Origin of the sequence: Labilithrix luteola (genome assembly GCF_001263205.1) — a bacterium.
GTDB lineage: Bacteria > Myxococcota_A > Polyangia > Polyangiales > Polyangiaceae > Labilithrix > Labilithrix luteola.
Map to the genome: position 1 here is coordinate 4,131,606 of NZ_CP012333.1, position 13,141 is coordinate 4,144,746.

Genomic DNA, 13,141 nt, shown 5'->3' on the forward strand with positions numbered 1-13,141 from the left:
GTAGTCATGAGTGGAAGCTTCTTTCGCACCAGCCATTCCGGAGCCAAGCCGCAGTACATCGAGGTCATCGACTGCACGCTTCGCGACGGTGAGCAGACGCCTGGTGTTTGGTTCACGCTCGAAGAGAAACTCCAGCTTGCTCAGCTTCTCTCCAACGCGGGCGTCGACATCCTCGACGCTGGCTTCCCGGCGTCTTCCGCGGCCGACCGCGAAGCGCTCCAGGAGATGCGCAAGCTGAGTCTCAAGGCTCGCATCGGAGCCACCGCTCGCCCACTTCCGCGCGACGTCGCGGCGGCGGCCGAGGCGAAGGCAGACGAGGTCTTCCTCTTCATGCCGACGAGCGATCTCCGTCTGAAGGAGACGCTCAACATCACGCGTGATCGCGCCAACGCCATCTTCCGGGCCGGTGCGGAAGACGTGATCGCGCGCGGCATGGGCCTCAACCTCGTCTTCGAAGACGCGACGCGCGCGGATCCCGACCAGATGATCCGCCTCGTCAACGAGCTGCGTCCCATCGTTCCGATCTCGCGCCTCTTCATCGCCGACACCGTTGGTTGCGCGACGCCGTTCACGATGAAGCAGCTCATCCAGACGCTCGACGATGCATTCGACGGCGAAATCTCGCTGGCGATGCACGCGCACAACGACTTCGGTCTCGCGGGCGCAAACACGCTCGCCGGTATCGAGGGCGGCGCGCGCGCCATCTCCTGCACGGTCAACGGCATCGGCGAGCGCGCCGGTAACGCCGACCTCGCGGAGTGCGCCGCGGGCATGACGCACCTCCTCGGTGTGCAGCACCGCATCGACGGCAAAGCGCTCGTCGAGCTCTCGCGACTCGTCGAGAAGCTCAGTGGCATCCACACGAGCCCCACGAAGCCCGTGACCGGCTTCAACGTGTATCGCCACGAGTCGGGCGTTCACGTCGACGGCATGCTCAAAGACCCGCGCAGCTACGAGTTCCTCTCGGCCGCCTGGGTCGGTCGCCAGAGCGAATACGTCCTCGGCAAGCACAGTGGAACGTCGCTCATCCGCCGTCTCATGGCCGAGGCGGGGATCCCGTGCGAACTCGAGACTGCGCAGAGGCTCCTCGACGAGGTGAAGCAGGACTCCGAGCGTCGCGACAAGGCCGAGCATCGCCGCGCGTTCGAGCGCAAGGAAGCGTTCGGTCTCCTCAGCCTCTCGGGCATCGATCCGGCGACGATTCTCGCGCGCCACAAGGCATCCCTTCGCAAAGCAACGGGCTAATCGAATGAGCGGTAGAACCATCAGCGACAAGATCATCGACGCGCACGCGATCGACGACGATGCCGGAGCCGCGTACCGTCGCGTCCGCATCGACGCCCTCCTCGGGCACGACGCGACCACGGCGCTGCTCATCGACGACTTCGAGAAGCGCGGCCTCACGATCTGGGATCGCGAGCGCGTCATCCTCACGAACGATCACTTCTCGCCGCCGGCGACGATCGAGCGCGCGGACATCTCGAACAAGTTCCTTCGATTCGCACGCGACAAGAAGATCAAGAACCTGATGCTCGACAAGGGCATCTGCCATCAGCTTCTCGTGGAGAGCTCGCTCTGCCAGCCCGGAAGCCTCATCGTGGGCGCCGACAGCCACACCATCATGGGTGGTGGCGTCGGCGCATGCGCCACCGGCATGGGCTCGACCGACATCCTCTTTGCGCTCGCCACGGGCACCACGTGGATGCGTCGCCCCGAGACCATTCGCGTCCGTCTCGTCGGCACGCTCTCGCCGGAATGCAGTGGTCGCGACATCGTCCTCGCCATGTTGCGCGAGATCGGTGAAGCGGGCGCCCAGTACCGCGCCATCGAGCTCCACGATCTCGCGGAGCCACGCCTCTCGCAAGACGATCGCTTCTCGATCTCCAACATGGCGGTCGAGCTCGGCGCCAAGTTCGGTGTCTTCGTGCCGGACGAGATTACGGTTGCCTACTGCACGAAGCGCGATGGCGTTGCGCCGACGAACCTCGTGGTTCCCGATGCCGACGCGGTCTACGAGCGAACGGTCGACATCGACCTGTCGAAGCTTCGTCCGCTCATTGCCAAGCCGTGGTGTCCGGGCAACGTCGTGAACCTCACCGAGGTCGACGCGCTGCCGATCTCGGTGGCGTTCCTCGGCTCGTGCTCCAGCGGTCGTCTTACCGACCTTCGTGACGCGGCCGACGAGGTGCGCGGCAAGTCGATTCATCCGGACGTCCGCTTCGTCGTCATCCCCGCGTCGGTGGAGGTCTTCAAGCAAGCGTTGAATGCGGGCTACGTGACCACGCTGACCGAGGCCGGAGCGATCTTCAATCATTCGAGCTGCGGCCCTTGCGGCGGCATCGACAAGGGCGTGCTTGGCGCCGACGACGTGTGCATCTCCACCTCGAACCGCAATTTCCGCGGTCGCATGGGGCACTGGGAGAGCCGCACGTTCCTCGCGAGCGCGCGCACCGTGGCGCGAGCGGCGGTCCGCGGAAGCATCGGCCCTGATCTGTACGAAGAGGCGCAATGAAGACCATCAAGGGCCGCATTTGGGTGTTCGGTCACGACGTGAACACGGACGTCATCCATCCTCCGCAGTTCTTCAGCCTCGATCCGGCGAGGGTGAAGTCGGGCCTGTTCCACGGGTACGATCCTTCGATTCAGCCGGCGCTCCAGCCGGGCGACATCTTCATCGGTGGCCACAACTTCGGTTGTGGCTCGAGCCGTGAGACGTCGATGCGCTCGCTCAAGTTGAACCAGGTCGGCGCCATCGTCGCCCTCGACTTCGCGCGCATCTTCTTCCGCAACGCGACGAACAACGGCTTGCCGTGCCTCACGTTCGCCGACCCGGCGGACCGCGAGAAGTTCAAGAAGGGCATGCTCGCGGAGATCGTTCCGGCCGAGGCGAAGATCGTGTCCGAGGTGGGTGAGATCAAGCTCGCTCCTCCCGGTGCGTTCATCCAGGAGGTCTGGGCGGCTGGCGGCCTGCTCGAGCTCCTTCCCAAGAAGTCGAACGTGGCGCAGGCGTGAGCGTGCAGCCGGGCGCAGGGGGGAGAAGAAGCTCGTCGTCCTCTCCTGGGCCGGAGGCTGGGGACGCGCGCTACGCGAAGCCGTATCGGATCCCTTCGAGCGCGCGACCGGCGTGCGCGTCGTCCACGAAACGCATGTCGGTCTCAAGCTTCCCGCCGCGCTCACGTCCGCGCTCGCGGCTGGGGAGCGTCCGCCCGTCGACGTGGTTTGGTGCAATTCGGTGCCCGCTCTGCTCGCGGCCGAGCGCGGTGACTGCCTGCCCTTGCGCAAAGCGGACATGCCGGTCCTCTCGGAGCTCGCGCGCCGTGCTTGGCCCGACGGCGCTCCCGTCGACGCGACGGCCACGCCCGTCGTGCATCCGTACGTCGTCTACTACGTGCTCGCGTATCACGACGAAGTCGTTTCGCAGCCGCTGACGTCGTGGCGTGACCTGCTCGACCCTCGCTTCCGAGGAAAGCTCGCCCTCTATCCGGGCGGCAACGGCTTCTATCCCATCGCGCAGATGCTCGGCGGAGGTCGTGTCGAAGACATCCCGTCGGACATGACGGCATGTTGGTCGTTCTTCGAAGAGCTCCGATCTCAGGTCAGCGAGCTCGACTACAGCATCGGGATGGAGGAGCGTCTCCGGCGTAAGGATCTCCACCTTTGCTTCCGCGCGCTCACCAACGCCCTCGCGTTTCGAGCCGCGGGCGTGCCGATTTCCTGGTGCATTCCCAAGGAGGGCACGACGGACACCGTCGATGCACTCTGGATCCCGAAAGGCACGCCGCAGGCCGAGCTGGCGCGTGAATACGTGGCCTTCGCGCTCCGGCCGGACGTGCAGGAAGCTTGGTGTGAACTGCTCGGCGCGATGCCCGTTCACCCGCGGGCCGCGGTGCCGAGCGCTTTGCGCGATCGCGCCGATCTCCCCTCGAATGCCGACGACGTCCGCGGGATTCTCCATGTCCCCGAGAGCCTCAAGGTAAAACACGAGCACGAGTGGGAAGCTCGTTTCGGCGCGGTGTTCGTCCGATAGACGAGAGAGGCGCTCGCGGGGTACGCCAGACTGGCGCCGCGAGCGCCGTCGCCCCCTAGCCTCGTCGCCACGACCTCAACCGTAAGTCGTGCATGGATGCATGCGCTGGAGCGGTCACCGCGCGCGGCACGGCCGTGAGCACGGGGCGTGGGTCCGTCGCCACTCGCTCGGACTTCATATCAGACCGCTGTCTCATATGAATCAACCGTTGATAGGGCGGGCTCCTCTGCTCGAACGTCAGCTCAGTTCGGTAGAAAAATCGAAATCGATGCGTTCGGGGACGCGATTTTGTGGAGTCGTCGAATACCGAATCATGCGAGCGACTGTGTTAATCGGGATAGCCGGTGAGACCCCATGTCGCGGCGGGCAGTGATTCGGATTAGCCAGGTGATTTCGGAGGGGTGGTGGGTGTCGTGTAGGAGACACTGTTGCAAATGAATTAGTCAAAATGTGCTCGCGAAAGCTCGATTGTGCGCTACATGCATATGTGTCGTTTCTAGTCTGGGGTCAGCGAACGTCAGTGAAGTGCTGAGATGCCCAAGCTTCGCGCGTGTCCTTCGATATCGCTGCGTTGATTGCGGATGGGGTGGGGAGCGCGGTGAGACGATCCGTGCGTCAGGAATACGTTGAACTGCCCGTGCGCTAGAACGGGCGAGGGGGAAACGATGCGGATCGGTCGACCGAGGTAACAGCGACCGGGGGCATGGTCCAACCGTCGGGCGCGATCAATTTCGCGCGCCGCGGAGCATTTGCTCTCGCGGGGGACGCGGCGCCGGAGATTCATGTCTCTGCTGCTGCGATTGGGATTCATCGGTAGAGAATCGGACGACGCGTCTTCGGACGGCGCGTTGTTCGGACGCGCGAGTCAGCGTGATGGTCGCCGTGCGGCCAATGCACTCGAAGCATCGAGCGAGGGATAACCCGCAAGAAGTGTTTCGGTGACGGACGAGTTCGTCGTCATCCATTGCCACGAATGTTCCGGCCGATATTCGGCCATTGGAGGTCTCATGCGTGCACTCAAGAAGCTCATCGCCACCCATCAGAGCCACCTTCGCAAGCACGAGCTGCTCACGCTGCTTCGTACGACCAACTCCGTCACGACGCTCGCGAACGTCGCTCGTGCGCTCGCGTGGTGGCCGATGGTGTTTCAGGACGTTCTGCGTCTCAACACCGAGTGGGTCCGAGGAACGGAGCTCGAACGATTCGCCGAGTATCACCGCGTCGAAGACTCGGGACACGATCGCTGGTACCTCGATGACCTCCGCGTGCTCGGCGTGACGGAGCCGGGGCTCGACGAGCTCTTCAGCGGAGGCTACCAGCCCATTCGCGACGCTTGCTACGAGCTCATCGCCGAGATCCACCGCGAGCAGACCCCGGCTCAGCGTGTCGCGCTCCTCCTCGCGCTCGAACCCACGGGGCACGTGTTCTTCGAGACGATTTCGTCGGCGGTCGAGCGCGTGTGTCCGAGCCTTCCGCTTCGTTACTTCGCGCGCTTCCACCTGGGCGTCGAGAAGGATCACGACCTCTTCACGGAGTCGACGGATGCCGAGCTGGATCGCCTTGTCCTCTCCGACGAAGAGCGCGCCCAGACCGAGGCGTCGGTCGCGCGCATCTACCGAATCTTCAGCGACGCGTTCTCGTATCTCGCCGAGAAGGGAAACGAGCAGCCGGACCAGATGACCTCGGTCATCCGCGAACTGGGAGGTGCGGACACCAACGCAGCACCGGTGCGAGATGTCCGCGCTTCATGATCTCGCCGTCCGCGCCGCGTGCGACGCGGGCGTGAGCTACTACGCCGACGCCCTCACGCGTTCGGCGGCCGAGAGGGACTTCGGCGGGGTCATGCAAGGGCGTTGCTTGCTCGTGGCGGAGCCGAACAGCTCCGCGGCGTGCGAAGCGCTCATCGGCGCCCTCAATCATCGCGGCGTCCCCGCGACGATTCGAGGTACGGGCTATGGTCAAGGCGGCCAATCGGTCGCCCTCGACACGGTGTCGATTAGCACGCGGCGCATCGATCAAATCGGCGCCGTCGATCCCGCGACCCAAACGATCACGGTCGGCGCCGGTGCCACGCTCAAACGGGTGCTCGCGGCTCTCGAGGGCACCGGCCTCGCGCCGCCGGTGCTTCCGCTCAATCTCGACATGAGCATCGGCGGACTGCTGTCGGTCGGCGGCATGGGATGCACGAGCCACCGCCAAGGGCTCGTTGCCTCGAACGTCGCTCGCGTCGAAGTGGTGACGGCGGGCGGTGAGCTTCGCACGTGCGATCGAGAGCGGAACGCGGATCTCTTCCAGGCCGTCCTCGGCGGCGTCGGACAATGTGGAGTCATCACGCAGGCGACGCTCGAGCTGTGCCCGGTGTCGCCGCGGATGAAGGCCGCCTCCTTCTTGTACGACGATGCGAGCCTCTGGCTTCGCGATCAGCTCGTTGCGAGCGACGTGGACCCTCGGCTCCATATCGAAGGTTCGTGCTGGGTCGCGGCGAGAGGAATGCGCGCGACGCCGAACGGTCCTCAGCCGTACACGTATTGGACGTACGGTCTCCACCTCTCCGGCGACGTCGAGTTGATGAACAGCGCGTCGGTTCGCAACTTGATCGGCTCGCTCGGAGCTATTCGGCGAATCGACGAGCACGAGGCGGACTTCTTCTCGTTCCAGAAGCGCATGGAGCCTCGATTCCAAGGGATGGTGAAGACCGGCGCATGGAACGAAGCCCACCCGTGGGTCGAGGCGCTCATCCCCCTCGACGGCGCCGAAGCTCTCTTGCAGCGGATGTTCGACATGCTCCCGGCGGAGGTCGGTGATGGTCACCGCTTCATGATGGTCGACCCGCAGCGCGTGACCGAGAACTTCATGTGTCCGCCAGGACGCCGCGTCGGGCTTCTGGGGATCTTCCCGGTGGCATTCGCGCGGAGCTCACTCGACGGCGTGATCCGAGCGCTCGATCGGATCACGGGACTCACCCTCGAAGCCAAGGGACGTCGCTACGTCTCCGGTTGGCTCGGTTCCGACCCTGCCGGGTATCTACGCGCTCACTTCGGTGAGCGCTATGGCCAGTGGCTGGAGATGCGCCGGCGCTACGACCCGCAGGGCATCTTCCGCTCGAGTCTCTTTCCGAACGGCAACCGCGCCTGACGTGGGCCGACGACGTTTCCCGAAGCACGTGGCGTGAGTTTCACGAATCAAAAGGCGGCAACATGGACAAGCACGAAAACGGCGCCTCGAACGGAGCGGGCGCGCGCACGACACGTCCTCGTGTGGTGTTGGTCAACACCAACCAGATTCGGCCTAGTGTCGCACCCATCGCATTCGACTACCTCCACGAGCCGCTCGTCGAGGCCGGCTTCGAGGTGGACCTCCTCGATCTCTGCTTCGCCGAGGATTGGGAGGCCGAGATCGACCGATATTGCCGACTGCGCCGCGTCGACTTTTGGGGCGTCACGCTTCGCAACACGGACGACGTCTACTTTTCGAGCCAGCACTCGTTCGTGCCGGTCGCCCGCAAGATGATCGACGCCCTCCGGCGGGGGAGCCCCGTGCCCGTCACGATGGGGGGCGTCGGTTTCTCGATCATGCCGCAGAAGATCCTCGAAGCTTGCGGAGCCGACTTTGGCATCGTGTGCGAAGGCGAGGTGGCCTTCCCGGCGCTGCTGACGCGGCTTCTCAACGGGCAGGCGGTCGATGATTTGCCCAACCTCGTTTACCGCACGGACAAAGGAATCGTGCGCAACGACGTGCAATTTGCCGACCTCGGCAAGCTGTCGTCACACGGTCGACGTCTCATCAACAACGAACGATACTTCCTTCACGGCGGTCAAGCCGCGGTCGAGACGAAGCGTGGATGCAACCGTCGCTGCATCTATTGCGTCGAGCCGCTCACGAAGGGCCGGAAGCTGCGCCTTCACACGCCCGAGCAAGTCGCCGACCAGGTTCAGAGTCTCGTTGAGCGTGGAATCTACACGTTTCACGTCAACGACTCGGAATTCAATCTCAGCATTCAGCATCCAATTGCGGTCTGCAACGAGTTGATCCGTCGCGGTCTCCACAAACAGATCGAGTGGTACGCGTACGGCATGCCTGCGCCTTTTCCGGACGAGCTCGCGGCGCGCATGCGCGAGGCGGGGTGCGTGGGCATGAATTTCGGAACGGACTCCGCAAGCGAGAAGATGCTTCGCATCCTTCGCCGGACGTTTACCAAGGACGACATCCGAACGGCCGTGGAGACGAGCCGTCGCCACGGGTTCAAGTACATCATCGAGCTTCTCTTCGGTGCTCCCGGCGAGACGGGCGAGACGGTGAAAGAGACGCTCGATTACATGGAGGAGATCGACGCGCACCGCGTCTCGGTCACCGCCGGGCTCCGCATCTTCCCGGGGACGGAGCTCGAGCGCATGGTGCGGGCTGAGGGACTGAGCCGCGACAACCCGAACCTGTACGGCCCCATCGAGGGGAACGAAGATCTCATCCAGCCGCTCTTCTATCTGCCGACCACGATCGCCGAGAAGCCCCTCGAGTACATCGACTCGCTCACGAAGGGGAAAGAGCGGTTCTTCGGCGTCAATTCGGATGGCTTCAACTACAACGCGAACGACCTGCTCGTCGAAGCGATCGACAGCGGCGCGCGCGGAGCCTACTGGGCGATTCTTTCGGAGACGGTCGACGCCCGCCGCGCGGCCCTCGCCGCAAACCCCGTCTATGCGGGCGACAACTCGCGCCAAGGCTCGTGCAGAGGTGGCCCGTCCCTCACGCAACTGCGTTCTCCCGCGGCCCTGAATGCAGAGCGAATCGTGCGAAAACAGTGGGAGACCCGGCGCGCCTCACCGAGCGAACGTCCGCGCACCTGGAGTTGGTGAACAAAAGAAAAGCTGCGCGCGATTGGCTCGACCGCGCGCAGCGGTGCACGCTGGAATGGCTCAGTTCTCCCAGTGGACCTCGAGCGTGAACGTGGCGGGGCCGGGCGTGGCGATCGACCAGCCCTGAAGGTCCGTCTTCGTGATCTTCTTGCCCATGTTCGAGAGGGCGAACGTAACGAACCCGACCGCGACCGGCGCGATGTGATCGAAGCCTTCGATGTCCGTGAAGGTGTTTCGGATCTTCGTGTCCTGAACTTCGGCTGTGATCTTGCCCGCGGTGCAATCGCGCAGCCAGAGGTCAGGGAGCTTCTTGGCGAACATCGTCGGCGTCAGGAGCTTCATGACGAGGCGGAGAAACGTGGTGCTCGCTTCACGCGCGGTGAAGTTGCCGCACTCGATGAGGTCGGCGCGGACGCGGTCTTCGACGTTGTCCCTGACGGCCGCGATGGCGCGATAGACCTCGGACGTGTGAGAGGACGGGCACCACATTGCCTCACGCGCGGTCTCGATCGAGTTCCGCGCCTGGGGTGAGAGCCTCTCGATGATCTGCCCGGACTTGTCGCCCGCAGTCTTGCGAAGATAGCTGACGGCGCTCTGGAGGATGTAGCCACGGACCTGGGAAGAGTTCATTCGTTGTCCCTTGCTCGCGCACTTGCGCAGTGCTCTGTGACGATGAGTCTGGTCGCGGCGATGCTCAGCGCCCGCCCGCACGACGTTGAGTGATGAAGTGTTGGAGCGCGCTCCTGAGCGAACGGTGCGTCACGACACCCCCAAGGTCGACCCCCATGTGCACGATCGTCTGCGCGATGGCGGGATTGATCCCGGTGAGGACACACCGCGCCCCGAGCAAACTCACCGCTCGGGCCAGTCGCATGAAATTGTCTGCGGTCGCCGTATCCATCACCTGGATTCCGGTGATGTCGATGATCGCCGAGCTCGCCTTCTTCTGGACGATGTTCGAGAGCAGCGATTCGGTCATTTCTGCGCTTCGTGTGCTGTCGAGAACGCCGACGACGGGAAGGCAGAGAATGCCGTCCCAAACTTCGATGATGGGCGTCGAGAGCTCACGAATGGCCACGCGCTGGGCGTCGATCGTCGCGAGCTTCTCTTCGAGTTCCTTCTGATACTGAAGGCGCTGCAGCTGGGCCTCTTCCAGCGAGCTCACCATGGTGTTGATCCCCTCGTAGAGGAGCGTCAAGGCATGGTCGTCGGGGAGCTCACTGTGCAGCCGCAAGTACTCGCCGCTCCCGATACCGGTGAAAACGGCGAGCATGTCGTCCATGCGGTTGACGATGATCTCGGCGGTGTTATCGACGTATTCGGTCATCGACGCTCTCGTTCGTTCTTCTCTGGGAGTCCGTGAGCGCGCTTTCCCCGCCGTGGGCGCGCCGACCTTCTCCGCTCAGGAAGTCGCGCTACTCGTTCGATCAAGATAGTTGGTCAGCGCGTTTCGCAAGCTTCGGTGGGTGATGACCTCGCTGAGGTCGACGCCCATGTGGACCATGGTCTGGGCGATGTTCGGATGAACGCCGGTGAGCACGCACTCGGAGCCGAGGAGCTTGACGGACCTAGCCATGCGAAGGAAGTGATCGGCGGTGGCGGTGTCCATGACCTGGATGCCGGTGATGTCGATGATGGAGCACCTGGCCTCCTTCTCGACGATGGCGGAGAGAAGGGCCTCGGTCATCTCCGCGCTACGTGTGCTGTCGAGGACGCCGACGATGGGGAGGCAGAGGATGCCTTCCCAGACCTCGATGATGGGCGTCGAGAGCTCGCGGATGGCGGCACGCTGCGTCTCGATCATTGCGACCTTCTCTTCGAGCTCGAGTCGATAGGACGCCGCCTTCTCCTGCTCACCCGCCAAGGAGTCGATCATCTGGTTGACGCTCGACGTGAGCGTGCCGAGCGGGTGGCCTGCTGGGAGGCTGCTCTTGACGCGCGTCGTGTAGTCACCCGAGCCGACGTCGGCGAGGACGACGAGGACATCGACGATGTGGTCGAAGAGGGCCGCTTCCGCGTCCTCGGTGTTCATGAGTTCGCTCATTGATCAACCAGCGCTTCCTGCGCCGGCGAGAAGCTCGGCGAACGACTTTGTCGTTTCCTTGTTGAGGCGACCGATCCCGAGCGAGGCGAACGCCTCCTCGAGCGTCAGCGACGTCTGCACGCCCGCCATGTCGAGCTCGAGCAACCGCTCCGCGACGGCGTCCGTGATCTGTCCCTGCAGAGGGACGAGGATCTGATTCCAGACTTTGATGATGGGAAGACGATCGATTGCTTCGGACATCGTGCGCCGTGGTTCGTCTCGGTTCTCGTCATCCCCCGTGTTCGCCATCGTCAGCGTCGCGTCGTCACGTGAATGGCGATGCTGCCGAAGATCGCACGACGCGCTTCGGGGGTCGAGAGCTACGAAGTCTCCGGCAGGTCGAATCGCCCCAGGTCCCATCCGAGAAGATCGCCGCCTGGTCGTCCTTGAGCCACCGCATCTCCTCGTTCCCGACACTGCACACCTCGATGACCGATGACGCAGATCAGGACGCAGACTCCGCACCACCACGGTGTCGTCGCATACGTGTTCAACCTCGCGCGGCAGGATGCGATTTGCTGATTTCTCCGATTTCCCAAATGCGCTCGTCGAGGCCATATCCTCCCTGGGGAGGGTGCAACTCTCGATTGGTCCGTTTCGGCCGCCCATGCAGACCGTTTCGCCATGTGGTTAATTCGTACGTGAATTCCACTATCTGACAGGAGGGGCGGTGAGCCCTGAATACGATCGAGGGTGGTCGTCAACGGTCGAGCGCGAGATGAAGGCGGCCGCGCTTCGAAAACGGAGCCCGCGCCGCGTCACATTCGGCGTGCCTCGGACGATGACAGGAGGATGAGTTCCTCCACTCTCACGACCGCTTCGTTCGTGCTCGGCTCGATCTTGGCCTTCGTCGCTGGCTGTCACCAGGAGAGGAAGGTCGTCCCCGATCCGGTTCCCACGAGCGGAAGGCCGGTTACCACGGTTGCGGTCGCGTCTAGGCCCGAGCTGGTCAAACCGCCGCCGCCGCCGCCGGTTGCGGTTGAACGCGTGCGCGTGCCGGGCGACATGGCAGCATCGGTCATTCGACCTCTCGATGCGAATCCGCCACATATCGTCTTCTTGCCGGGCATCTGCTCGAACGCGCTCGGGTACGTCCAGGCGTTCGGTGAAACCGCTCGTGCACACGGTGGAGTCGTTGCGCTGGACGGCGATCAACCTTGCGGTAGCTCCAAAGACTTCCACTCGTTCAGCTGGGATGCGGGGCGACAGCACGCACGCATCGAGGCGGCCTTCGCGGCGGCCGGGATGTCCGAGATTCCGGCGGGCGGCATCACCATCGTGGGCTATTCGCAGGGGGCGTCGATCGCCGAGCAGCTCGTTCAGCGCTGGCCGGAGCGCTACACGCGCGTCGTTCTGATCGGGGCACCGACGGATCCCCGTCCGCAGCGCTTCCTTCACGCGCGTGGCGTGGTGACGATGTCGTGCTCACTCGACGTTTCGGGGCGCATGCGCGAAGCCGCGCGCAAGATCAACACCGCCGGTGTGCCGTCGACCTTCGTGGAGATGCCTGGCTGCCGTCACGGGCAGGTCGCCGAGGGCGAGCGCGTCTTCTCTGAAGCGTTCGATTTCCTCGACGACCACTCACGTCCGGCGGCCGCCGGTTCGACGGCCGTGCCGATCTCCGGTGTGCTCTGACTCAGCTCGGCTCGAGACCCGTGGCGCGCTTGACGACGCCCTTCACCTTGTCGGCGTTGAGGCCGGCGGCCTTGCCGATCATCTTGAGCATTTCGGCTTCCGACTTCTCGACGCCGTTGGTTGCGCGCGCAACGAAGGCGGCGACGAGCAGTCCCGCTTCGGCCTGATCGAGCTCCTTGAGCGCGGCCCCGACCTTCTGGGCGCGTGCCTCGGCGCCGTCTTTGGTCGAGTGAGCTTTGCATTCTTCGAGGAGTGCTTCCGTCTCCCACTCGAGAACGAAGCCTTCGCTGAGGAGCTCGACGGCGCGCGCGAGCGTCTGGCGCTCGGAGTCGTCGACATTTCCGTCGGCAGCGGCCGCGAGATAACCGGCCTCGACGGCGGCCTTGAAGACGTCGCTCTGGCGCGGGACGTTGAGCTCCTGACGGATCTGCGCGGCGTGCTCTTCGAGCGAAAGCTTGTTGGACATGCGCCGAGCATAAGAGTGGTCACGCGCTAGCTCCACCCTGGAAGGGCTGAGCCATCGAAGTCGTGCGCAGGGTCCGC

At 64.1% G+C, this 13,141-nt stretch carries 13 protein-coding genes; 8 read left to right on the forward strand and 5 right to left on the reverse strand.

Features of this window, described 5'->3' with window-relative positions; genetic code table 11:
• The first annotated feature begins 6 nt into the window (after positions 1–6).
• The 7 genes from AKJ09_RS18430 to AKJ09_RS18460 all read left to right on the forward strand — a co-directional run bounded on the left by AKJ09_RS18430 (position 7) and on the right by AKJ09_RS18460 (position 8,880).
• The gene (locus AKJ09_RS18430; RefSeq protein ID WP_146648512.1) at positions 7–1,245 is read left to right on the forward strand and encodes a LeuA family protein; all 1,239 of its coding nucleotides are present in this window, start codon (positions 7–9) and stop codon (positions 1,243–1,245) included.
• 4 nt (positions 1,246–1,249) lie between these two features.
• Positions 1,250–2,512 (forward strand): 3-isopropylmalate dehydratase large subunit, encoded by a 1,263-nt coding sequence (locus tag AKJ09_RS18435; RefSeq protein WP_146648513.1) that lies wholly within the window; start codon positions 1,250–1,252, stop codon positions 2,510–2,512.
• Positions 2,509–3,012, forward strand: coding sequence for a LeuD/DmdB family oxidoreductase small subunit (locus AKJ09_RS18440; RefSeq protein WP_146648514.1), 504 nt, complete (start codon positions 2,509–2,511; stop codon positions 3,010–3,012). The genes AKJ09_RS18435 and AKJ09_RS18440 overlap by 4 nt, the downstream gene beginning before the upstream one ends.
• On the forward strand, positions 2,933–4,027 hold the full coding sequence (locus tag AKJ09_RS18445; RefSeq protein WP_275936632.1) for an extracellular solute-binding protein: 1,095 nt from the start codon (positions 2,933–2,935) through the stop codon (positions 4,025–4,027). Before AKJ09_RS18440 ends, AKJ09_RS18445 begins: the two co-directional genes overlap by 80 nt.
• 938 nt (positions 4,028–4,965) lie before the next feature.
• Positions 4,966–5,778, forward strand: a complete 813-nt coding sequence (locus AKJ09_RS18450; protein ID WP_146648516.1) for a hypothetical protein — start codon at positions 4,966–4,968, stop codon at positions 5,776–5,778.
• Positions 5,762–7,162: an FAD-binding oxidoreductase gene (locus tag AKJ09_RS18455; protein WP_146648517.1), complete on the forward strand. Its 1,401-nt coding sequence runs from the start codon at positions 5,762–5,764 to the stop codon at positions 7,160–7,162. Before AKJ09_RS18450 ends, AKJ09_RS18455 begins: the two co-directional genes overlap by 17 nt.
• Before the next feature lie 62 nt (positions 7,163–7,224).
• Positions 7,225–8,880 carry a B12-binding domain-containing radical SAM protein gene (locus AKJ09_RS18460; RefSeq protein ID WP_146648518.1) on the forward strand — a complete coding sequence of 552 codons (1,656 nt, stop codon included), beginning with the start codon at positions 7,225–7,227 and terminating at the stop codon, positions 8,878–8,880.
• Positions 8,881–8,940: 60 nt separating this feature from the next.
• On the opposite strand, the gene AKJ09_RS18465 is transcribed toward AKJ09_RS18460, so the two are convergent.
• The 4 genes from AKJ09_RS18465 to AKJ09_RS18480 all read right to left on the reverse strand — a co-directional run bounded on the left by AKJ09_RS18465 (position 8,941) and on the right by AKJ09_RS18480 (position 11,164).
• Positions 8,941–9,510 carry a hypothetical protein gene (locus tag AKJ09_RS18465; RefSeq protein ID WP_146648519.1) on the reverse strand — a complete coding sequence of 190 codons (570 nt, stop codon included), beginning with the start codon at positions 9,508–9,510 and terminating at the stop codon, positions 8,941–8,943.
• A gap of 64 nt (positions 9,511–9,574) precedes the next feature.
• The gene (locus tag AKJ09_RS18470) at positions 9,575–10,207 is read right to left on the reverse strand and encodes an STAS domain-containing protein (RefSeq protein ID WP_146648520.1); all 633 of its coding nucleotides are present in this window, start codon (positions 10,205–10,207) and stop codon (positions 9,575–9,577) included.
• 75 nt (positions 10,208–10,282) lie between these two features.
• Positions 10,283–10,924, reverse strand: a complete 642-nt coding sequence (locus AKJ09_RS18475) for an STAS domain-containing protein (protein ID WP_240488514.1) — start codon at positions 10,922–10,924, stop codon at positions 10,283–10,285.
• Between the two features lie 3 nt (positions 10,925–10,927).
• On the reverse strand, positions 10,928–11,164 hold the full coding sequence (locus tag AKJ09_RS18480; protein ID WP_146648521.1) for a hypothetical protein: 237 nt from the start codon (positions 11,162–11,164) through the stop codon (positions 10,928–10,930).
• Between the two features lie 591 nt (positions 11,165–11,755).
• On the opposite strand from AKJ09_RS18480, the gene AKJ09_RS18485 reads away from it, so the two are divergent.
• Positions 11,756–12,598, forward strand: a complete 843-nt coding sequence (locus AKJ09_RS18485) for an alpha/beta hydrolase (protein ID WP_146648522.1) — start codon at positions 11,756–11,758, stop codon at positions 12,596–12,598.
• A gap of 1 nt (position 12,599) precedes the next feature.
• On the opposite strand, the gene AKJ09_RS18490 is transcribed toward AKJ09_RS18485, so the two are convergent.
• On the reverse strand, positions 12,600–13,064 hold the full coding sequence (locus tag AKJ09_RS18490; RefSeq protein WP_146648523.1) for a tellurite resistance TerB family protein: 465 nt from the start codon (positions 13,062–13,064) through the stop codon (positions 12,600–12,602).
• Positions 13,065–13,141 lie beyond the last annotated feature (77 nt).

Bases quoted from the DNA above. Each gene is read 5' to 3' on its own strand.
- AKJ09_RS18430 (WP_146648512.1), top strand. From the start codon at position 7: ATGAGTGGAAGCTTCTTTCGCACCAGCCATTCCGGAGCCAAGCCGCAG.
- AKJ09_RS18435 (WP_146648513.1), top strand. From the start codon at position 1,250: ATGAGCGGTAGAACCATCAGCGACAAGATCATCGACGCGCACGCGATC.
- AKJ09_RS18440 (WP_146648514.1), top strand. From the start codon at position 2,509: ATGAAGACCATCAAGGGCCGCATTTGGGTGTTCGGTCACGACGTGAAC.
- AKJ09_RS18455 (WP_146648517.1), top strand. From the start codon at position 5,762: ATGTCCGCGCTTCATGATCTCGCCGTCCGCGCCGCGTGCGACGCGGGC.
- AKJ09_RS18460 (WP_146648518.1), top strand. From the start codon at position 7,225: ATGGACAAGCACGAAAACGGCGCCTCGAACGGAGCGGGCGCGCGCACG.
- AKJ09_RS18465 (WP_146648519.1), bottom strand. From the start codon at position 9,510: ATGAACTCTTCCCAGGTCCGTGGCTACATCCTCCAGAGCGCCGTCAGC.
- AKJ09_RS18470 (WP_146648520.1), bottom strand. From the start codon at position 10,207: ATGACCGAATACGTCGATAACACCGCCGAGATCATCGTCAACCGCATG.
- AKJ09_RS18475 (WP_240488514.1), bottom strand. From the start codon at position 10,924: ATGAGCGAACTCATGAACACCGAGGACGCGGAAGCGGCCCTCTTCGAC.
- AKJ09_RS18480 (WP_146648521.1), bottom strand. From the start codon at position 11,164: ATGTCCGAAGCAATCGATCGTCTTCCCATCATCAAAGTCTGGAATCAG.
- AKJ09_RS18485 (WP_146648522.1), top strand. From the start codon at position 11,756: ATGAGTTCCTCCACTCTCACGACCGCTTCGTTCGTGCTCGGCTCGATC.
- AKJ09_RS18490 (WP_146648523.1), bottom strand. From the start codon at position 13,064: ATGTCCAACAAGCTTTCGCTCGAAGAGCACGCCGCGCAGATCCGTCAG.